Below are 18,488 nucleotides of genomic sequence, written 5' to 3' on the forward strand. Positions count from 1 at the left end.
CTGAGTAGCAAGCCGAGATTGAAGTCCAATTCCCTACCCAAGGAAATTGGACGTGAAGAAGGATTTCTCCGAAGAGCAGGCCATCGGCTTTCTGCGCAAACCCATACTAGGTGCCCTGGTTCATTCGGACCAAAGTTCGGCTTATACCAGCGATGCCTAGCAGAGCTTTCTGGTAGCCCAGGGCTTGGCGTGCAGCCTGACTCTAAGCGCCACCAGGCCTATAAATCCCAATGAATAAGTACTACAACTCAAACAGTCCATTATATTTATTTATGTTTTTTCTTGCATTTTATCAAGTAAAATCATCTTATTAAGCTCAATCTGAGAGAGCCATTGATTCATTACGCGAAAAATCATAAGGGCATACAAAGCACACATAACGAAAGCCCACCAGAAAGCCCAGTGCTGCGTGTGTATTTCCTTTTCAAGGGATTTACCCAATGAAGGATTTTTCCAAATATCACATAGTATCTTTGTATCACCAGGATGGAAGCCAGCGGGAGTATCGATATTTTTTATCTCCAAACAATCGTCCTTGCTAAATCTAGATCTTGCTCCAAAAAAAGGCCTAACTTTTCTCGCTTCATCTTTTGATAACCACAAAGACGTATCGGTCCCTTTGATCGTAATCAACAGATCGTCCACAGATGCTATAGCAGCTGAAATTATCATCGCAAAAATAAAGAAAAAAAGCAATATAGCCGCCCCTACTGGCCAGCCACCATGCGGAATTCTCTTTGGATTAATTTCAAGCTTTTTTAGATCAAAAACCCAGCCCGCTTTACCTATCAAGTCGAGTGGTAAATTTTTCTCTTTCGAAAATAAGGCCAGTCTTTTTGCATCGATAATAGTTCGAGATCGCACCCCGTGAGTCATTCTGAAGCTAACCAGCGCAGCTTGGTCAGCTAAGTTTTGTCGAATATCCGGATCTTCAATTTCATCTTTGCTGATAAAAAATCGGAGAAGTCGTGCGTTGACCGGGTAAAAAGAGCCAGCTCGCCAGCATGTGATCACTGCTGCGATAGCGATGCCGGCAATTGATCCAAAAGCGATTTTACCCGTAAAAAAGTTAAACCAATCCATCTATTAGATACCCTCTAGGTTGGTGGCTTTGATTATGAACGCCCTACGTGATTACTGGGTTTTTTGCTTGAAATTCTGACCTAAGGAGTACGCCACTATAGTCTCCGTTTAACCAGCCAATACTGCTTCTTGTCACCAACCTTTGGTGCCTTGTCCTCGATATTGACGCATAACCGGCATCACGCTCAGGTGAAACCATGGCTGTGCAGGTCACAAGTTGCGATATAATGCACTGAGGGCGCAATTGAATTACCTGGAGGTTATCAACCGCTCGGGCATCGCACCCTGCGGCAATGGCCGGCTTGGCGCTGCTCAGGCACCATGCGGATCGGGCGGCCATCATGGCTCCTCTCAGTCCTTTGAATGGGACCAAGATCACAGCATCATCATAAGCAGTGGCATCACCACTATCAGGATGCCGATCAGCGCCAGGATCACGATAATTACCGCGCCGAGGTTGTGCCGTTGCCGTTCTGGATGGTCGGTGTATGCCCATTTGTCCACGACTAACGTATCGCAGAGCATGTCGTGCAGGGCTTGCTTTCGCCTGGTGAAGGCGGCGATCAGGAAGCCGATGCCAATGGTCATGCTGCTTAGTAGGAAGCCGAAATAGCGACCGATGCTCCGGGCGAAGGTGATGTAGCTGCCGTCGCTGCGAACCACTTTGATACCAACGGCCATCTTGCCAAGCGTGGCCTGCCTGGTAAATCTATGGCAGATTCCGAAGTAGATAGCTCCAAGTAGAGGCCAGGAAAATATTAAACAAAGCCCCCATGCAATTGCAATTTGCACCAATCCTAGCAAGCAGCCTATCACTGGAAATATTAAAATTATTTCTATAACTGAGGCTTCGCCGGATGGACAGGAATCCAACAACTCACCATGTTCAAGTGGCGCCCATATACTGTGAGTTATACAGCTAGCAACGATGCTGATCAGTAAATTGTCGATCAAATGGGCTGCGACGCGCTTCCAGAAGCCGGCCTGTACTACCTCGTCGACGGTGACAAGGTGTGAATCACTGTTGAGCACGGCGCTGGGTGTCGCGCATCGCGATTGCGCCATGGCCGGTTCGGACGCTGCCAAGGCAGCTGCTGGCGCCTGATCTGCGCCGGGAGTGGCTGGCGGCGCCTCCTTCAGGCCGAGTTCCTCGACGCACTCAGACAGCTTGCGCCACGCGCTGAGATCATCCCGCCAAACCATGGTGGACAGACCGATTTCTCCGCGCTGGAAGCTCTGCTGCAAATCGGTGGCGGACATCGGTCCATGTTGCTGCTGCGACGCATCGGCGTAGTACCACTCACTCATTTGTGTCCCCAGATTGTTGTCGAAAACGGTTTGTCGTCCATGAATCGCCCAGGCTTCCGTAGACACTCATAAGTCTCTTTGCGCGTAGCACCGTTCGAACTCTACAGGCGATAGATCGCCGTTTCAGTCTTCACCCTCATGGCATTGCGCATAGAAATCTGCCGTCGCCTCGATCAGGTAGGTATAGCGCTTCACCATCGCCTGCCAGGCCAGTGCCTCCAATTGGTGTTCGACGTGGATATCCTCCGGCACATGGCTGACCTCATCGATCAACTTTGGGACTTCGTGATTCCACCAACGCAGCATCATGTCCGGGCGCGGATGTGTGCGAATCAGCGACTCCACCAGCGACTGCATCGCCGCGAACTGCCGCACCGTGCGGATGCGCTGACCCTCCAGGAAGTGGATGCTTTTCTTGTGATCGAGCAGCGCTTTTTCCAGGACATCCAGCCGCTGTTTGAGGTCAGCACGCCCTCGACCGAAAAATCTCATGCGATTACGCTCCGCCCAGCGCGAGCCGAGGCACCTGCGGTGCTTTCAGCAACAGCGGTTTGAAGTAACTGTCCTTGTAGTAAAAAATCTTGTTTGCCAGGATCGGATAGCCAACCCCCTCGATGAACACGATGGCCTTGTCTGGTGACAGTCCCTTGACCTCATCCGGATTCATCAGCGGACGTCGATCAATCACCTCGGTATAGCTGTGGCTGCTGCCTTGACCGTAGGATTGCGTGCGCTGCCGACGGCGCACGGTGGTCTCGCCCAGCATCTTCGAATATTCCTCGGCATCCCGTTGCTCTCGCGGAGTGAACACGATCCGCACGCCGAGATTGGTGATCAAGCCGCGCGCTGTGTCGGCGCCATAGACCGACTCCAACTGCGCAATCGACTGGATCACGATCACGATGCGGATGCCATAGCCGGCCACCCAGCCCACGGCCACCGGCACGATCTCCACCCGGCCCAACGCGGTGAACTCGTCGAGCATGAACATGCACTGGTATTTCAGTTCTGGGTTGTGCTCTGGCAACTCGCGGCCATTGAGTTTGATCGCCTGCTCGAAGAACAGATTCAACACCCCTTTGGCTTCGATCAGTTTGGCCGGACTGACGCCGACGTAGATGGACTGGACGGTCTTGCGCAACTTGCTCAGGTCGAAATCGTTATCGCTGGTCGCCGCGTCCACAATCGGGTTGCTGAAAATGTTCAACGGCGCCAGCGCCGTTTCGATGGCGGAGGTGAACGTCTCCGGCGCCAGGCCGACCAGGTTGTTCAGGCCGGTTCGCGCATGCGTGCCGAGCGTGGGCTGCCTGAGTAGCTCGCCCAGGTAGTGCTGCATCGACTGACCGGGTTTGAGGTGTGCGCCGGCGAGCAGCCGATAGACGCCCCCAAGTGTGGGCAAGCCCGTTTCAAATGCAGTCCCCTTCTTGGAAGCATAATCGTCAAACAGGCATTCGCAGGCAGCCACAAAGGTCTTGCGGCCCATTGCCGGCCAGAACGGATTCTCGCCCCTCATCTCCTTGTACAGCGTGGAGGCGATGGCGACGATGTCGCCGTTACGATGGTTCGGGTCCAGGCGCACGTAGCCCAGTGGATTCCAACGATCCGTGCTGCCGTCATCACTGAACGGATCGAACATATACACCTGGCCGTATTTGGCGCGCTGGCCGGCGGTTTTTTCCCATGCCTCGCGCTTGACGTCCAGGATCACCGCCGACTCCAGCCATGCCAACAAATTCGGAATGACCACGCTCACGCCCTTGCCGCCACGGGTACTGGCCGCCAGCAACAAGTGCTTGGACTGGATGCGGATGAAGCGGCGACCGAAGCGGCAGGCAATCAATCCACGCGGATCGTCCTTCAGCACATCGTGCCGGGACAGATCGTCTCTGCGCGCCCAGCGCGCATTGCCATACAACTCCTGCGCCTTCGTCCGCAACATGGCATACACCATGATGAGGTAGAGCATCACGGGCAAACCGAAGCCGCAGATACCCGCCAGCTTGATTTTCGGCGCATACGGATGCCACGCAGGCTGATCGACCACCTGCCAATAGCGCCAATAGGTCAGTAGTTGGACCTGTGCGTGTTCTCCGAGCAGAGTCAGCACCAAAAAGCCAGACAGATACAGCCCAGCGATGGCAACGGGTAGCAACGCGATGACGGCGGTAATGCCTTTGGTACGCGAATTCATCGAGGGAGTCGTCCTTGGGGAATCGGTGGAAATCGGGTGTGAGGAATGCGGCTTGGCGCATGCTCGTCCATGCGGTGTTGCCTGTATAGCCTACGGTTGCCGCCTACAGCTTCATGACCATGCCCTGCCCTTGCATCTGCGCCGCGCGCTGGGCCTGCATCGCCTGCTCGGCGAGCCGCTGCTGCTCCACACTCTGCAATTGCTGGCTAGCCTGGGTCACGTCCGGCGCTTGCGTCAGTTGCGGCGCATCGACTCGCGCCCATAGCTGTCCGTGGGATTTCGCCAGGTAATTCGGCGTCTGAGTCGTATGGCCTTGCGGCATGTCCAGGTAGATTTTGTCAACTTCGGTATGGCCAAACTTGCGCGTCTCCACGACGACTTGTGCCGCATGGCGGTCCAACTGCTCCGCATCCGGCACGGGACGACCCCAGCGTTCATGCGCATCGGCAATGGCATCGCGCGCCTGTTCGAACAGCGCATGACTCGGATGCGCCGGATGGCGCATATCCTCGGCGGTGATCGCCACAGGGGCGATGGCACGGCTTGGCGGCGCCGGTGCATGGGTCGCTTCCCGTGCCCGCCAGGTGGCGGCATGCTGTTCGGGCGATTGCGCTAACGCCTGCTGCGGATCGATCCGCAGCACCTTGCTTTTCTCGTACACCGAGAAGGGATTTTCGTATGCCAGCAATTGGCCTTCGTGTTGCTTGAAGCCTTTGATGCTGTGTTCGAAATTCTTATCGATGCCCAGGGTATTGGTGAACGCGGCAGCCAGTCGTTCCTGCTGCTCTGGGCCGTAGGGTAATTTGTCGCCATTCCTGGGCAGTGTGTGGGACTGCGCCAGGGCGTCCTTGAACAGGGTATAGCGTGGGTGGAGCGGGTGGTCCGGGTGACGGAAGTCTTGGAGATGCTCATCCGAACGCGGTGGGCGTGTCGGCGGGGTGTACAACATCGTCTCGCCCGCTTGGCGCTGTTCGTGTTGATGCAACCGGGGGTCTTGGCTGTGGCGCTGTTCGTGTTCGTGTTGCTGCGCCTCCATGGCTTGGCGGTGCAACTGCGCGTGGTGCTGCGCGAGGCGCTGTTGCTGTTCGCGCGCTGCCTGTGCTTGCTGTTCATGCTGCTGGAGTTGCGCGATCCGCGCCTGTTCCTGCATGTCCACGCCGGCCGGCTTTTCATGGACAGGTGCGCTGTGAGAAGGCGGCGGCTGTGTCTGCCGGTGGACTTGCGCCAGGTGCGCCGCCTGCTGCTGCGCCTGCCTTATGTGTTCCTGGCGCTGCTGGAAGGCGTGGTCGTCCTGCAGGCCCGTGTGCCTGTCCATGGCCGGCGGCGGCATGGACGCGGCAGCGGATGATGATGAAGAGGAGGAAGACGTATCCGGGTTCGTCGATGTGGGAGGGATGGACGCGGCTGGTACGCTCTGCTGGAACCACTGTCCCGGATGCGTCAGCGTGTCGTAGGCTTGCCCGGCGGTGTGTTCGACCGCATGGATGCCGCGCTCCACGGTTTGACGACCGGCCTCGTAGGCATGTTCGGCACGCATCTGCACCGCCAGTGCTTCCGCCTTCGCCGTCATGGCGGTAGTCGCGACAGGATTCAGCGCCATGTTCAGTAGCTCGCGGTCCTGATGGACGTCCTGGCGGAAATGATCGAAAGCGGCCTTGTTGTGCGCGTAGTTGGCTTGGAGCTGCGTCAGCCTCTCCGGGGACAGCACGCTCTGCGGGCCAGTGAAGTGTGTGCCGCTGTGATCGCCCAGGCGCATCGCACGCAACGGATTGGGTGAGGATGCGCCGTGGCTGGCGTCGAGGTAGTGCGCGTCTTTGAGCGCTTGCACATTCTCTGGAGTCGCCAGGGTCACCACCGTACCGTAATGCCGACTGGCCCCACTCACCGGATCACCTGCCAGGACGTAATTCGTCACCGCCGAGCCGCCTTCGGGCACGTGGTGATTCAAGCTCACCGCGCCGTAAGCGTTGAAGGTCGCGCCGGCCAAACCGTATTTGGCCGCCTCGATCTGCGCCAGTGCGCCGCCGAGGGAGTGGCCGGCTACGGTCACGTGATCTTTGGGTATACCTCGTGCGGCGGCCTTGGCGAGCATCTGCGCCGTGAACGCATCGGCGGCGGCTTTTTGCGGATTGACGGCGTCGCGCACCATCGTGGCATCGACGGCGATGTCCTGGAGGGTGGTGAGCGCATGACCTGCTTTTTCCGCATCGGTCTCGCCGGAAAATAGACCTGGGTCGGTACCGCGATAGGCGATGATGATTTTGTCTGGATCATCTAAGCTTTGATATGCCGTCGCATGAAAGCCTGTAATGGAGTCGTTCGCATAGCCGAATATTTTATATTTATTCCCGTCAAGAAATACAAACTTTCCATTGTCATCAACATCACTTTGTGGGCGGTTGAAATACGAATCATTAGCTGCATCGGCACGTTCTTGATCGACAGGATTCATTGCTTGGCTTCCTTGACGGCGATGGTGACTGAGAAATACGCATCTTTATTTTTATTTACATCAATATAGTTAAATGGATACACCTGAGCGCCATAAGGAACCAGTGCATTGTCTCCGTACGAGATTTTCTTAAAATAACTCGTCTCAGGACTGTCATGCAGGAGTTCCACCAACATACCACCCCAGCCGAACGTCACACCTTTCCCTCTTGCGCTGACACCTACACTGGTAACATCCCAGTGACACACTCCAAGCTTGAAGTAGTCTTCATCTTGCAAGGCGTCGCGATAAAAATATCCCTTCCACGTGTGATCGTCCACCTGTGTCATGGGAACATCGAGTCCGGTATTGGGCATGTGTCGTTGGCCAATGAAAGGGATCAGCGGCACGCATTTCGCATTGATGACGTCATACCCGATGTACGCCTTGATCGTATCCCACGGCCCCGGCGCATGTGAGGTGGCAATCACTTCGTAGCGTTTGACCGGGTGCGGATTGAGGTGACCGGTGGCGCCGTCATTGCCGACATCGATGCCTTTGGAGCAGCCCGCAGCGGTCAGTGCCAGCGGCATGATGGCGGTGGCGGCAAGGTGGTGCAGTTTCATCGGGTCGTCCTCGGGGGAATGGGGCGCGGATGCGGCTGTCGATTGGAATGGCCACGGCGCGGGTTTACGCTTGGGTTCCACCGGCAATCCGCCGGGTGGCAGCGGCCCCAGCTCGGCGCGCACCCGCGCATTGATGATCGCCATATCGCGCAGCAGCTGCAGATCGTGCAGCGGATCGCGCACCTTGAGTTTGCGCGGGCGATAGGGATTGTCGCTGTGATCTTCTTGATCGTCGGTGTCCTGGCTCATCGCGCGAGACCTCGGCCTTGGAGAAGGGGGGATGCCATCAGGACGGATCGTAATTTCATGCGGTCAGTCCAGATCGGTCGCCCAGGTGCGTGACCGGCACGGCGGTCAGGATAAGCGTGGGCGCGGCATGGGACGGCGTGGCAACAGGAGATCGCACAGCCATGGTTTCACCTGTGGGAAGGCAAAAAAACAGCCTACTACCCAGGGCGTGATCGCGATAGCGCGGTGCCGGCTTGGCGCTGCTCAGGCGCCACGCGAGATGAGTGGCCATCATGGCACCCGCGTCCGGCATGCATAGTCTCTCGTCACTTCTACGCCCTGTATATCAGGAATCTAACTGTCGTGTTGTAAGACTTTTCCTACAGCGCCAGCAGTTCGATGGCCTGATTGGTCTACCGCGAGTGCCTTACGTTGCGCCAGCCAAGACGCCGACAGCCTGCCGCGTAGCAATTGACTGACGCCCACCTCGATGTTTCTGGAGACGATGGCCTCGACCACATCCGGCGCCAGGTGCGCCAGTCGACTCATCCTGCTGGCCTGGCCAAGGTCGATGCCTTCGGCCTGCGCGATCTCGGTCATGGAATCGAACCGTCCCTGGTCCAGCAGACGCTGCCAGTGGTGCGCCAAGCCGAGCGCGCGCATCAACGCGGTGTCCTGCGGCACCTTGCGCACCTGCCGCTCACGGCGGGCCTGCTCGCCGAACTCCTGCGGCGCATCCAGCGGGGTGACGACCTGCTGCTTGAGCCCTCTACGCACCAACGTCCAGGGCAGGAAGGTTTCCATCTGCACCTCGCCTGCTGGCATTGGGATCTGATACGTCACCGGATCGCCCGTGACGCGCCCGCGATGTCGTTTGCTCATACCTTTTCCTCGAGACTGGCCATGAGCTGGCGCTGGGCATCCCAGTCGACCATCAGACGGTTGCGCTGGAACCACGCAAAGGTAAGCCGCCGTGGCTGCTTGCCCGCCATGCACTGCTCCACGATGTCAGGGGCCAGCAGCGTCATGCGCTTGGACTCGTTGACGACCGATTGGTCCAGGTTCTCCGCACGCGCGATGGCCGCTCCGCTCGGCATGGCCCCGATGTCCAGCAGATGCTGCCAGTAGAAGGCACGCGCTAACCCTTCTATCAGATTGGCGTCGTAAACACGGTCCTGCTCCGCCGCCGCGCGCTGGATGCGACGGGAGCCAGGTTTCAGAAGTACAAAGGTTTCAATCGACGCGTCCATCACGCCTCAACCTCCAGCAATTCGGCGCCGATGCTGTTTGGCGCAAACTCTTCGATCAACGCACTCCAGCCAATCTCCCGCCACCTCACCTTGATGCCGCGCACCTCGCCGGCATCGACGAGGTCGATGCGCTCGATCATCAGATTGGCAATACGATGACGTTCGACCGGGAACAACTGATCCCATACGTCGTTGAGGCGCCCCATCGCCATGACCGTGGTGGCCTCATCGATCTTGGCACCGGTGCGTTGAATGTGCCGCACCACGGCGACCACCGACTCCGGGCTGGCCAGCACCGTGCGGATCTGGGCCACCACCGCCGCCTCGATCTCCAGCGCGGGCAGGCGCTCGCAACTCTTGCCAGACGCGCCGAATCGCAATTCGGACTTGGACAAGTAGTAGTGGTACTTACGCCCTTGCTTACACGAGTAGGTCGGATACATCGGTTCCCCGGAGGGCGCATACAGCAGGCCGCGCAGCAACGCATCGGTGCGTGAGCGGGTCTTGGTCTGCGCCGCTCGGCGATGCCCATCCTTGGCCAGCACCTCTTGCACCCGCCCCCACACCCCCGGATCGATGATGGCGTCATGCACACCGGGATACCACGCGCCCTTGTGCGATAACTCGCCGAGGTAGATGCGGTTGCGCAGCAGTTTGTGCAGGTATTTCTTGTCGATGCGTGTGCCTACCCGCTCCTGACCCTCTTGCGTCCTCCACGCCTTGGTGGTGATGCCCTCCTGGGCCAGGTTGGCGGCAATTTTGGTAGGCGAGCCGATGGTCAGCATCTGCACAAAGATACGACGCACGACAGCGGCCTCGGTTTCGTTGATCACCAACTTGCGGTGCTCCACGTCGTAGCCCAAGGGCGGCACGCCGCCCATCCAGAGTCCCTTGCGCTTGGAGGCCGCGATCTTGTCGCGGATACGCTCGCCGGTGACCTCGCGCTCGAACTGGGCGAAGGACAGCAGGACGTTGAGCATCAGCCGTCCCATCGAGGTGGTCGTATTGAACTGCTGGGTGACCGACACGAAGGACACGCCGTGGCGCTCGAACACTTCGACCATCTTGGAAAAGTCGGCCAGGCTGCGCGTCAAACGATCGATCTTGTAGACCACCACGATGTCGATCTGACCACGCTCAATGTCGGCCATCAGACGCTTCAGCGCAGGTCGGTCTGTGTTGCCACCGGAAAAGCCCGGATCGTCGTAGTCGTCGGCCACCCGCATCCACCCCTCGGTACGCTGACTGACCACGTAGGCGTGGCCCGCCTCCTTCTGCGCATCGATGGAATTGAACTCCTGATCCAGACGCTCGTCCGAGGAGACCCGGCAGTAGACGGCACAGCGTTTGCGCGCCTTATTGGAAGCCATCTGCGTGAGATCGTTCATCGTGCACCGCCCTTGCCTTTCAGGCCAAAGAACAGCGGGCCCGACCAATGCGTGCCGGTGATGCGACGGGCAACGGCCGTCAGGCTCTTGAAACTGCTGCCCTCGTACTCGAACAGCCCCTGCGCCGTCACCCGGACCTTGTGTTCCCGCTCCCCCCATTCGCGCAGCAACACCGTGCCAGGTGCAAAGGTGATCTCCTCCGGCGTTGCCCGCAGCTTGATTTTTGAGTGTTTGGCGCCAATGGCCTCCAGGCGCTGGCGCGTGGTGTGGGAGAGGCCGCCAAAGGCGTGCTCCTGGATTTTGTAGGCGATGCGCGATTCAATGAAGCCTCGGTGGGGGTAAACGGGACGGCTGGTGAAATAGCGATCCCACACCAACCAAAGATCGGCGATAGGCAGGCTGGACAGCGCCGTGATTTGAGCAGCGACAGAGGCGTGTTGATCGTTCATGAAAACTCCTGCGGATAGGGAGTTGTATAGACGCTCTGGTCGGGCAAAAAGCCAAGTCCACTCTCGGCACTGGGTCGCACTTGCGCAACAAAAGTACGCACGATTGCCGCTGCAAGGATGGTGGTGATCTCCTGAGCACGCGCGCTGGCGCTCAGCGTGGCGGCAGGTGCAAGTTCGAGGTGCTTCATGACGGCTCCGGGGAATAGCAACCGTCGAGGATGGTGCGCCTAAACTTCCGAAGTGGATGGCAACGCAGGGTAATGGCCGACGGTTCGGCGCCGCTACCCTCGCTGACCACCTCGCCACCACGTGACCACGCCATGCGCTCTCTTCACAAATTCGCTCGCATGCACAAAGGCAGGGATGTTTTCGATGCGAGCACCTTCGACCGCATCTTGCGCGGCCATGTCACACCCGCTGAGGGAGCAGAACCGGAGAAATTCTTACACGACCAACACTTGAAACTTCCCCACTTCGTGGCCTGGCGTGAATTGTCGCGGGAACGCGCCAAGATCATCAAACACATGTGGGAGACCGACGGTCAAGCCGCTCCCGAGATGTCGTGGGCGCAGGTCAACCGCAACGACGCAGGCGAGTTCATCGGCTCGCAGAAGCGCTTCTCCGATCATTCCTGACCTGTGGTCTGGAGAAGTGGCGCAACACGACGGGCCTGCGTGGCTTTCGTTGCCTGCGTCTCAAGCACCTGCACACACCCGCTGGCACAGTCTACGACAACGGCTAAATGCGTTCTCGACACATCCGACTGACGCATTTGACGCACTACATCGTAAGTCCTACGCGTGCGTACGCGCGCGCGCCTCACGGGGAGTTTCGATGTAACCCGTCCAATCCGTCAGTCCTAACCGAACAAGGACTTCGACCATGACCACGAATATCCCAACCCTCGACCTGGGGAGTACCACTGGATCCAGGAGCGCTGCCTGCTGGCCAAGACCTACCGCGAGAGCGTTTCCGAACTCTTCGCGGACTGGCGCGAATGGGCAGAGCGTGCAGGCGAATACGTTGGCTCGGTCAAACGCTTTTCCGAGCTGATGGCGACGCGCAAGTTCGACAAGTGCCGGTTGACCGGAGGCGCGCGCGGCATGGCCGGCATCACCCTCAGACCCAAGCCGCACAACCATCACACCCCCTATCGCGATGACTGAAACAACAGGCCGAGTGACGGATGTGACGGGTTTTCTGATTAATGCGCTACACGTGCGCGCGCACATAAGAGAAGTTATACAGAAAACCCGTCGCATCCGTCACTCGCCCCCTCCCGACTTGGAGCACTTGACGATGAACACGACGATCCTGGCCCTGGACTTGGGCACTCGCACCGGGTGGGCACTGCAGCACTCGGATGGCACCATCACCAGCGGCACCGAGCCCTTCACCCCGCAGCGATTCGAAGGCGGCGGCATGCGCTTCCTGCGCTTCAAGCGCTGAACTTGCCCCGCAGGGACGGACGCCAGGAAGCGATACTTTGATCGCACCCTGGAGGTTTCCATGCAACGCATTACCCGTCGTCGCTACACGGACGACTTCAAGGCTCAGGCTATCGCCCTGGCTGAGTCGGTCGGGCTGGCCAAAGCCGCCCGGCAACTGGGCATGTCGGTCAAGACGCTGGCCAACTGGCTTGGCGCATCCCGTGGCGGCCAGCCACTGAGTTCTCCCAGCCGCAAGCCGGTCAGTGAGATGGAGAGCGAACTGGCCCGGCTGCGAGCCGAGAACGCCACGCTCAAGATGGAGCGCGAGATCCTAAAAAAAGCGACGGCGTTCTTCGCCAGGGAGTCCAAGTGAGGTAAGCCTTCGTCGCACATGAACGGACTCGCTATCCCCTGCGGATGCTGTGCCGCCTGCTGGCGGTGTCTGCCTCCGGCTTCCACGGCTGGCTGCAGCGTCGAGATCGCCCGGACCCCGACGCGGCCCTGCGTGCCGACCTGCGCATGCTGCACGCCAGCAGCCGAGGCACGTATGGGCGGCCGCGCATGGTACGGGCGCTGCGCGCCTGTGCCCATGCGGTGGGCCACAAGCGCGTGGCTCGGCTGATGCGCGAGGAGGGCCTGTGCGGCAAGGTCAAGGGCCGCTTCACGCCCCGCACCACCGACAGTCGGCATGGGCGGCCGGTGGCCGGGAACCGGCTGGATCGGCAGTTCGCCGTGAACAACCCGGCGCCGGCATGGGTGGGTGACATCACCTACCTGCCGACCCGCGAGGGCTGGCTGTATCTGGCCACGGTCATCGACCTGCGCACCCGACAAGTGCTTGGCTACAGCTTGTCCGAGCGCATGCCCAACGCGCTGGTCCAGCAAGCCTTCCTCAACGCCTGGTCGGCGGCGCCGGTCGGTGCCGGTGTGCTGTTCCACTCCGATCGCGGTAGCCAGTACGCCAGCGGCGACTTCGGCAAGACCTTGGCCGCGCACGGCTTCGTGCCAAGCATGAGCCGCAAGGGCAACTGCTGGGACAACGCGGTGGCCGAGAGCTTCTTCGCCACGCTCAAGAACGAAGAGGCGACCGGCGTGTACGAAACCAAGGCCGCCGCCCATGCCGCCATCGCCAGCTACATCCACGGATTCTACAATCCCACCCGCCTGCACTCGGCGCTTGGCTATCTGTCGCCTAACGACTACGCAAAGAAGCCGAAGCAGGCCGCTTGACCCCGTGCTTGTTGGCGTCCGTTCTCAGGGGGCAGGTTCACGCTGGCTCAACGAAGTACTCTCCACCGCCAATCCCATCCACACGGTGTACTTCGAGGAGGTGCGCCGACATGCCGGCGTCGATGCCGCCCATGCCTATGGCGGCTTCATGGGGCATCTGACCGCATGGTGCGAACACCACCAGATCCCCTACCAGGGCGTACCCGTCGGCACGATCAAGAAGCACGCCACCGGCAAGGGCAACGCCGGCAAAGACGACATGATCGCCTCCGCTCGGCGACGTGGTCATACCCCCATCGATGACAACCAAGCCGATGCACTGGCCCTGCTGCACTGGGCCATCGAGACACAGGGAGTGTGACGTCATGAAAATCCCGACCCCGACCTACCGCAGCCCGCTTGGACGTTTCCAGCCAGAGCGCGTGGATGTGGAGACGATCAAACGGCAAGGATGGCGCGACCAAGCCATCCTGGTGATCAACGCGCAGGATGAGCGACTGGATTTCATCGAACGGGAAATCGTGCAGCGCATCGGCGAGCGTCTGTATGGGAGCAAGCGCCATGGTTAACCGGCATGCTCCGTGGACGATCCAGGAGATTGCGCATCGCTTCGAAGAGGCCGCCTCGACGGGGCGTCGACTGCCTTGCGTTCGCATACCCGGCTACTTCAACGCCTGGCCCCACATCGTGCGGCAGCAGTGGGAAGCCTTCGCTGCAGAGGATCGCTCCTATCGCCCCTTTCCACCGAGCCCGCAGGATGTCGAGCGCATGCTCGAAACGATGCGATGGGTGCTGTGGCTGGAAGTGGAACAACGCCACCTGGTGTGGATGCGCGCCAAGCGCTACGGCTGGCGGGACATCACGACCCGCTTCGCCTGTGATCGCAGCACCGCATGGCGACGTTGGCACAAGGCGCTGGAGATCGTGGCCGAACAACTCAACCGCGACGGGCTGCGGTTGCCTTCCAAAAACCTGAGCAACCCAGGGTAATGCGTGCGCTGATTGTCCACGCTTTGCCGTGCATGTCTGTTTTGACACCATCGGGGCGTGCAACACAACAGGCCGTTCGGGGGTAGTATTTCCGCTATCGTCTGGACAGACCTGTCAGCCACTGCACGCAGCGTGGCGACACGGCTGGCCAACCCCATCAACCCGCCCATGAGGACGACTCATGGCGGGTTTTTTCATTTTCAGAACCCGATGAGCGCACTGCAACTCCACTACCGACCGGTCGATTCGCTGATTCCCTATGCCCGCAATGCCAAGCAGCATTCGCAGGCCCAGGTCGCACAGATCGCCGCCAGCATTCGCGAATTCGGCTGGGGCGCGCCGATCCTGATCGATGGCCACAACAATGTGATCGCCGGACACGGTCGTCTGCTGGCGGCTCGTCAGCTGGGCATGGCCGAGGTGCCGGTCGTCCCGTTGGATCACTTGAGCGACACGCAACGCCGCGCGCTGATCCTGGCCGACAACAAGATCGGCGAGAACGCCGCCTGGGATGACGACCTGCTCGGCATCGAACTGTCCGAACTGCAGGACGCCGGCTTCGATCTCGGCCTGACCGGCTTCTCCCCAGAGGAATGGGAAGCACTGATCGCCGGTGAGGACGCCACCAAAGACGGGCTCACCGACGAGGACAATGTGCCGGACGTGCCGCAAGCCCCCATCTCCCAAGCAGGCGATGTGTGGCTGCTAGGCGATCACAGACTGCTGTGCGGCGATGCCACCAAGGCCGACGACTACACGCAGCTGCTCGGTGACGAGTTGCCCGACATGGCCTTCACCGATCCACCGTACAACGTGAATTACGCCAACGCCGCCAAGGACAAGGCAAGCAACAAGAGCCGTCCGATCCTGAACGACAACTTGGGCGAAGGCTTTGGCGGCTTCCTGACCGAAGCATGCATGAACATCCTGGGCTGCACCAAGGGCGCGGTCTACATCGCCATGAGTTCCAGCGAACTGGATACGCTGCAGTCGGCCTTCCGTGCCGCTGGCGGTCACTGGTCGACCTTCATCATCTGGGCCAAGAACACCTTCACGATGGGCCGTGCGGATTACCAGCGTCAGTACGAGCCCATCCTGTACGGCTGGCGCGAGGGCATCGATCATTTTTGGTGCGGTGCCCGCGATCAGGGCGATGTCTGGCAGATCAAGAAGCCGCATAAGAACGACCTGCATCCGACCATGAAACCCGTCGAATTGGTCGAGCGCGCCGTGCGCAACAGCAGCAAGACCAAGGACATCGTGCTCGACCCGTTCGGTGGCTCCGGCTCCACGCTCATTGCCTGCGAAAAGTGCGGCAGGCGCGCACGCGTGATCGAACTTGATCCGAAATATGTCGACGTGATCGTGCGCCGCTGGCAGGACTACACCGGGCAAGCCGCAATACGCGCCAGCGATGGTGTGAAATTCGGTTCAACGCTGGAGGCGGAGCAGCCAGGGATGGCGTAAATTCCCCTCGCCTGCCCTCGCCTTGCAGCAACCGGTGACGGTGCTGCGCACCGTCACCGTTATCATGCAATATCCGAGCAAGAAGCCAAGCAATGCCTGGCTTCTTTTCCTCGATCAATCGATAGCGCATTTTTCGCGAGTGCGCGGCTTGACCCTCGCCAGCGCCTTGAGCGGAAATTCTAGCGCCTTGTAGCCCTCGTCGGCGATGAACCAGTCATTGCCGATGCTCTTGATCAGATTCCGATTGCGGAGGCCGTCGATCACCCTCTGGCGGTCAGCACCTTGGACGTTGCCGGGAACCCAAGTGATCTTGCCCTCGTTGTAATCATCGGCGTGGGCCAAAATGGCGAGCTGGACTGGTGTGATTCGGCTGGCCATTTGAATCTTCCTCTGCGTGTTGGTTGGTGATCGTATGTACGCTCTAATCACCTAGAAATCCAAGTTGTTTTTGCATATTTTCTGATTATTTTTTTTCTTCTTGAGCATTCTCCGATGCTCTTCAAATCCTTAACAACCTACCGATTTCACCCTATTTTTCATTCGACGCGGTAAGTACGCTCCCCACCAGGCGCTTTATCCGAGATAATGCTCAAACCAAGCTTTTTCTTGAATGCACCGGCAAACGTGCCGCGCACCGTATGTGATTGCCAGCCGGTTTTCTCGCAAATCTGCGCGATGGTGGCGCCTTCAGGGCGCTTGAGCATGGCGATCACCTGCGCCTGCTTGCTGTTTTCGCGAGTGCGCGGTTTGGCTTGTTCGATGACGGCCTCTATCGCCTTGGCGCTGACTGGCGCCTTGCGCGGCACGCCCAACGCCTTGTAGCCCTGGGCCGTGATGATCCAAGCGTTGCGGTTTTGCTTGATAAATCCGCGATTAAACAGTGATTCGAGCACTTTTTTGCGCGCGCCGCCGTTGAGACTTTCAGGGACCCAAGTGATCTTGCCCTCGGTGTGCTGATGGGCGTGGGCCAGGATGGCGTGCTGGGTTGGTGTGAGCTGGGTGGTCATTTGAATCGCCCTCGACGTGTTGGTTGGTGATCGCATGAACGCTCCAATCACCTAAAAAGCCAAGTGGTTTTTGCACATTTTTTGCTTCTTTTTAGAACAGGCCATCAATGCCCCGCAAAGCCCCCACACCCTGCCGCCATCCTGGTTGCGGGAAGCTAGTTTCAGATGGTTCTGGCTACTGCGCCGACCATCAACGTGACAAGGTGGGCTGGCACAAAGACCGGCGTAATGCACATCAACGTGGCTACGGCGCGACGTGGCAGAAACTGCGCGCCTTCGTCATGCAACGCGATCAAGGACTATGCCAGCCATGCAAACAGTCAGGACGCTTGACGCCAGCCGTGGCGGTGGACCACATCGTCCCAAAGTCGCAGGGTGGCACCGATCATCCAAACAACTGCCAGGCGATCTGCCATCGCTGTCACGTACTCAAGACGGCCCAGGAATCGCATCAGGGACGCGAAGGTGCTTGATGAAAAACAATTTGGACAGATGCACAATGACAACGGTCATGGCATGCTCGATTCACTGCCGTGTAGGCAGCTCAGAAAAAAGGCTGACTGGATGACCTGCCAAATAAGGCGTTCACTGCCGTGTAGGCAGCTCAGAAATGGTTAGGGTGGGGCAGGCGCACTTCGCGAGCGTTCACTGCCGTGTAGGCAGCTCAAGTAATGCTCGGGGCATCAACCGGCCCCGATCCTGGGTAGGGGGGTCAAATCCTTGCGATGCAATCGCAAAAGACCGCTCGCCCCCTCAATTTTTCTCGCGTGCAAAATGGAAAACTTTTTTTGGAAAAATCCGTGTCAGAGCTAAGCGCTGCAAGGGATTACAAGGCTGACTTGGCGCAGATCGGACAGATCGATGTGACGCCATGGACTGCGGCAGCGCACGCGGACATGACCCCAGCCGAACCCGTAGAACTGGAGCCCTATGCGCGGTCGTAAACCTCTGCCTGTGGCCATCAAGAAGATCAAAGGCACGCTACAAAAATGCCGAACCAACGCGCATGCGCCCCGCCCCGACGGGCAGTTGGGCCAGCCGCCGGAGTACATGTCTGACATTGCCAAGGAGGCATGGACCTATGCGGTAGAGAACGCACCGCTGGGTTTGTTTTCTTCCCTTGATGCCACGGTTCTGGAACGCTGGGCCAATTGCGCAGGTCTGTACCGTGAGGCGCTGGCCAAGATCAACCGATCTGGTGTCGCCGGCATGATCATCAAGACCCCCAGTGGCATCTTGCGGCGCTCCCCGCTGATGGATGTGATCCGGGATCTCGCGTTGGAGATGAAGGGGTACGAGTCGGAGATGGGGTTCACCCCTGCATCCCGATCACGCGTCCAGGTCGCGCAGGAGTCGGTCGATAAGCACGATCCCTGGGCGGATATCGTCGGCTAGGTAGCGCGATTGAAC

The 18,488-nt window shown here is 59.1% G+C and carries 23 protein-coding genes; 10 read left to right on the forward strand and 13 right to left on the reverse strand.

The window, feature by feature from the left end:
- Positions 1 to 270 precede the first annotated feature (270 nt).
- The 11 genes from XaFJ1_RS12705 to XaFJ1_RS12755 all read right to left on the reverse strand — a co-directional run bounded on the left by XaFJ1_RS12705 (position 271) and on the right by XaFJ1_RS12755 (position 11,142).
- Positions 271 to 1,083 carry a DUF6216 family protein gene (locus tag XaFJ1_RS12705; protein WP_012917083.1) on the reverse strand — a complete coding sequence of 271 codons (813 nt, stop codon included), beginning with the start codon at positions 1,081 to 1,083 and terminating at the stop codon, positions 271 to 273.
- A gap of 375 nt (positions 1,084 to 1,458) precedes the next feature.
- The gene (locus XaFJ1_RS12710; RefSeq protein WP_230598551.1) at positions 1,459 to 2,457 is read right to left on the reverse strand and encodes an RDD family protein; all 999 of its coding nucleotides are present in this window, start codon (positions 2,455 to 2,457) and stop codon (positions 1,459 to 1,461) included.
- 57 nt (positions 2,458 to 2,514) lie between these two features.
- On the reverse strand, positions 2,515 to 2,883 hold the full coding sequence (locus tag XaFJ1_RS12715; protein ID WP_012917085.1) for a hypothetical protein: 369 nt from the start codon (positions 2,881 to 2,883) through the stop codon (positions 2,515 to 2,517).
- A gap of 4 nt (positions 2,884 to 2,887) precedes the next feature.
- Positions 2,888 to 4,582: a type IV secretory system conjugative DNA transfer family protein gene (locus XaFJ1_RS12720; RefSeq protein ID WP_012917086.1), complete on the reverse strand. Its 1,695-nt coding sequence runs from the start codon at positions 4,580 to 4,582 to the stop codon at positions 2,888 to 2,890.
- Positions 4,583 to 4,685: 103 nt separating this feature from the next.
- Positions 4,686 to 7,034, reverse strand: coding sequence for a Tle-like phospholipase domain-containing protein (locus XaFJ1_RS12725; RefSeq protein WP_012917087.1), 2,349 nt, complete (start codon positions 7,032 to 7,034; stop codon positions 4,686 to 4,688).
- Positions 7,031 to 7,888: a hypothetical protein gene (locus XaFJ1_RS15970; RefSeq protein ID WP_012917088.1), complete on the reverse strand. Its 858-nt coding sequence runs from the start codon at positions 7,886 to 7,888 to the stop codon at positions 7,031 to 7,033. The genes XaFJ1_RS12725 and XaFJ1_RS15970 overlap by 4 nt, the downstream gene beginning before the upstream one ends.
- A 333-nt stretch (positions 7,889 to 8,221) precedes the next feature.
- Complete coding sequence (locus XaFJ1_RS12735; protein ID WP_012917089.1) at positions 8,222 to 8,749, reverse strand: hypothetical protein; 528 nt, start codon at positions 8,747 to 8,749, stop codon at positions 8,222 to 8,224.
- The gene (locus XaFJ1_RS12740; protein WP_012917090.1) at positions 8,746 to 9,117 is read right to left on the reverse strand and encodes a hypothetical protein; all 372 of its coding nucleotides are present in this window, start codon (positions 9,115 to 9,117) and stop codon (positions 8,746 to 8,748) included. The genes XaFJ1_RS12735 and XaFJ1_RS12740 overlap by 4 nt, the downstream gene beginning before the upstream one ends.
- Positions 9,117 to 10,505, reverse strand: a complete 1,389-nt coding sequence (locus tag XaFJ1_RS12745; RefSeq protein ID WP_012917091.1) for a recombinase family protein — start codon at positions 10,503 to 10,505, stop codon at positions 9,117 to 9,119. Before XaFJ1_RS12745 ends, XaFJ1_RS12740 begins: the two co-directional genes overlap by 1 nt.
- Complete coding sequence (locus XaFJ1_RS12750; RefSeq protein WP_012917092.1) at positions 10,502 to 10,954, reverse strand: DUF2924 domain-containing protein; 453 nt, start codon at positions 10,952 to 10,954, stop codon at positions 10,502 to 10,504. Before XaFJ1_RS12750 ends, XaFJ1_RS12745 begins: the two co-directional genes overlap by 4 nt.
- Positions 10,951 to 11,142 (reverse strand): hypothetical protein, encoded by a 192-nt coding sequence (locus tag XaFJ1_RS12755; protein ID WP_012917093.1) that lies wholly within the window; start codon positions 11,140 to 11,142, stop codon positions 10,951 to 10,953. Before XaFJ1_RS12755 ends, XaFJ1_RS12750 begins: the two co-directional genes overlap by 4 nt.
- Positions 11,143 to 11,214: 72 nt before the next feature.
- On the opposite strand from XaFJ1_RS12755, the gene XaFJ1_RS12760 reads away from it, so the two are divergent.
- The 8 genes from XaFJ1_RS12760 to XaFJ1_RS12790 all read left to right on the forward strand — a co-directional run bounded on the left by XaFJ1_RS12760 (position 11,215) and on the right by XaFJ1_RS12790 (position 16,071).
- On the forward strand, positions 11,215 to 11,589 hold the full coding sequence (locus XaFJ1_RS12760) for a hypothetical protein (RefSeq protein ID WP_045757014.1): 375 nt from the start codon (positions 11,215 to 11,217) through the stop codon (positions 11,587 to 11,589).
- Between the two features lie 664 nt (positions 11,590 to 12,253).
- Positions 12,254 to 12,403, forward strand: coding sequence for a hypothetical protein (locus XaFJ1_RS15820; protein WP_155393695.1), 150 nt, complete (start codon positions 12,254 to 12,256; stop codon positions 12,401 to 12,403).
- Positions 12,404 to 12,463: 60 nt separating this feature from the next.
- Positions 12,464 to 12,757 (forward strand): transposase, encoded by a 294-nt coding sequence (locus XaFJ1_RS12765; RefSeq protein WP_012916802.1) that lies wholly within the window; start codon positions 12,464 to 12,466, stop codon positions 12,755 to 12,757.
- A 44-nt stretch (positions 12,758 to 12,801) separates the two neighbouring features.
- On the forward strand, positions 12,802 to 13,614 hold the full coding sequence (locus XaFJ1_RS12770) for an IS3 family transposase (protein ID WP_012917096.1): 813 nt from the start codon (positions 12,802 to 12,804) through the stop codon (positions 13,612 to 13,614).
- A gap of 4 nt (positions 13,615 to 13,618) precedes the next feature.
- Positions 13,619 to 13,975 (forward strand): crossover junction endodeoxyribonuclease RuvC, encoded by a 357-nt coding sequence (locus XaFJ1_RS12775; protein ID WP_012917097.1) that lies wholly within the window; start codon positions 13,619 to 13,621, stop codon positions 13,973 to 13,975.
- Positions 13,976 to 13,979: 4 nt separating this feature from the next.
- Entirely contained in the window at positions 13,980 to 14,183 is a 204-nt protein-coding gene (locus tag XaFJ1_RS12780) for a hypothetical protein (RefSeq protein ID WP_012917098.1), read from the forward strand.
- A complete protein-coding gene (locus XaFJ1_RS12785) occupies positions 14,161 to 14,604 on the forward strand; it encodes a DUF6362 family protein (protein ID WP_187388453.1) in 444 nt (147 codons plus the stop codon). The genes XaFJ1_RS12780 and XaFJ1_RS12785 overlap by 23 nt, the downstream gene beginning before the upstream one ends.
- A 168-nt stretch (positions 14,605 to 14,772) precedes the next feature.
- The gene (locus XaFJ1_RS12790) at positions 14,773 to 16,071 is read left to right on the forward strand and encodes a site-specific DNA-methyltransferase (protein WP_230596857.1); all 1,299 of its coding nucleotides are present in this window, start codon (positions 14,773 to 14,775) and stop codon (positions 16,069 to 16,071) included.
- Between the two features lie 114 nt (positions 16,072 to 16,185).
- Here XaFJ1_RS12790 and XaFJ1_RS12795 read toward each other — a convergent pair whose 3' ends face one another.
- Together XaFJ1_RS12795 and XaFJ1_RS12800 are read right to left on the reverse strand one after the other, a co-directional pair.
- The gene (locus XaFJ1_RS12795; RefSeq protein ID WP_012917101.1) at positions 16,186 to 16,449 is read right to left on the reverse strand and encodes a hypothetical protein; all 264 of its coding nucleotides are present in this window, start codon (positions 16,447 to 16,449) and stop codon (positions 16,186 to 16,188) included.
- Positions 16,450 to 16,607: 158 nt separating this feature from the next.
- Complete coding sequence (locus tag XaFJ1_RS12800) at positions 16,608 to 17,078, reverse strand: DUF3489 domain-containing protein (RefSeq protein ID WP_045764710.1); 471 nt, start codon at positions 17,076 to 17,078, stop codon at positions 16,608 to 16,610.
- Positions 17,079 to 17,359: 281 nt separating this feature from the next.
- Here XaFJ1_RS12800 and XaFJ1_RS16580 point away from each other — a divergent pair, with 281 nt between their 5' ends.
- Positions 17,360 to 17,551, forward strand: coding sequence for an HNH endonuclease (locus XaFJ1_RS16580; RefSeq protein ID WP_425477010.1), 192 nt, complete (start codon positions 17,360 to 17,362; stop codon positions 17,549 to 17,551).
- Positions 17,552 to 18,008: 457 nt separating this feature from the next.
- Positions 18,009 to 18,473: a phage terminase small subunit P27 family gene (locus XaFJ1_RS12810; RefSeq protein ID WP_012917103.1), complete on the forward strand. Its 465-nt coding sequence runs from the start codon at positions 18,009 to 18,011 to the stop codon at positions 18,471 to 18,473.
- Positions 18,474 to 18,488 lie beyond the last annotated feature (15 nt).

Source organism: Xanthomonas albilineans (assembly GCF_009931595.1).
GTDB classification, from domain to species: Bacteria; Pseudomonadota; Gammaproteobacteria; order Xanthomonadales; family Xanthomonadaceae; genus Xanthomonas_A; species Xanthomonas_A albilineans.

Excerpts from the sequence above, each read along its gene's own strand:
- XaFJ1_RS12705 (WP_012917083.1), bottom strand. The coding sequence starts at position 1,083 with ATGGATTGGTTTAACTTTTTTACGGGTAAAATCGCTTTTGGATCAATT.
- XaFJ1_RS12715 (WP_012917085.1), bottom strand. The coding sequence starts at position 2,883 with ATGAGATTTTTCGGTCGAGGGCGTGCTGACCTCAAACAGCGGCTGGAT.
- XaFJ1_RS12720 (WP_012917086.1), bottom strand. The coding sequence starts at position 4,582 with ATGAATTCGCGTACCAAAGGCATTACCGCCGTCATCGCGTTGCTACCC.
- XaFJ1_RS12725 (WP_012917087.1), bottom strand. The coding sequence starts at position 7,034 with ATGAATCCTGTCGATCAAGAACGTGCCGATGCAGCTAATGATTCGTAT.
- XaFJ1_RS15970 (WP_012917088.1), bottom strand. The coding sequence starts at position 7,888 with ATGAGCCAGGACACCGACGATCAAGAAGATCACAGCGACAATCCCTAT.
- XaFJ1_RS12735 (WP_012917089.1), bottom strand. The coding sequence starts at position 8,749 with ATGAGCAAACGACATCGCGGGCGCGTCACGGGCGATCCGGTGACGTAT.
- XaFJ1_RS12740 (WP_012917090.1), bottom strand. The coding sequence starts at position 9,117 with ATGGACGCGTCGATTGAAACCTTTGTACTTCTGAAACCTGGCTCCCGT.
- XaFJ1_RS12745 (WP_012917091.1), bottom strand. The coding sequence starts at position 10,505 with ATGAACGATCTCACGCAGATGGCTTCCAATAAGGCGCGCAAACGCTGT.
- XaFJ1_RS12750 (WP_012917092.1), bottom strand. The coding sequence starts at position 10,954 with ATGAACGATCAACACGCCTCTGTCGCTGCTCAAATCACGGCGCTGTCC.
- XaFJ1_RS12755 (WP_012917093.1), bottom strand. The coding sequence starts at position 11,142 with ATGAAGCACCTCGAACTTGCACCTGCCGCCACGCTGAGCGCCAGCGCG.
- XaFJ1_RS12760 (WP_045757014.1), top strand. The coding sequence starts at position 11,215 with ATGGCCGACGGTTCGGCGCCGCTACCCTCGCTGACCACCTCGCCACCA.
- XaFJ1_RS15820 (WP_155393695.1), top strand. The coding sequence starts at position 12,254 with ATGAACACGACGATCCTGGCCCTGGACTTGGGCACTCGCACCGGGTGG.
- XaFJ1_RS12765 (WP_012916802.1), top strand. The coding sequence starts at position 12,464 with ATGCAACGCATTACCCGTCGTCGCTACACGGACGACTTCAAGGCTCAG.
- XaFJ1_RS12770 (WP_012917096.1), top strand. The coding sequence starts at position 12,802 with ATGCTGTGCCGCCTGCTGGCGGTGTCTGCCTCCGGCTTCCACGGCTGG.
- XaFJ1_RS12780 (WP_012917098.1), top strand. The coding sequence starts at position 13,980 with ATGAAAATCCCGACCCCGACCTACCGCAGCCCGCTTGGACGTTTCCAG.
- XaFJ1_RS12785 (WP_187388453.1), top strand. The coding sequence starts at position 14,161 with ATGGGAGCAAGCGCCATGGTTAACCGGCATGCTCCGTGGACGATCCAG.
- XaFJ1_RS12790 (WP_230596857.1), top strand. The coding sequence starts at position 14,773 with ATGAGGACGACTCATGGCGGGTTTTTTCATTTTCAGAACCCGATGAGC.
- XaFJ1_RS12795 (WP_012917101.1), bottom strand. The coding sequence starts at position 16,449 with ATGGCCAGCCGAATCACACCAGTCCAGCTCGCCATTTTGGCCCACGCC.
- XaFJ1_RS12800 (WP_045764710.1), bottom strand. The coding sequence starts at position 17,078 with ATGACCACCCAGCTCACACCAACCCAGCACGCCATCCTGGCCCACGCC.
- XaFJ1_RS16580 (WP_425477010.1), top strand. The coding sequence starts at position 17,360 with ATGCAACGCGATCAAGGACTATGCCAGCCATGCAAACAGTCAGGACGC.
- XaFJ1_RS12810 (WP_012917103.1), top strand. The coding sequence starts at position 18,009 with ATGCGCGGTCGTAAACCTCTGCCTGTGGCCATCAAGAAGATCAAAGGC.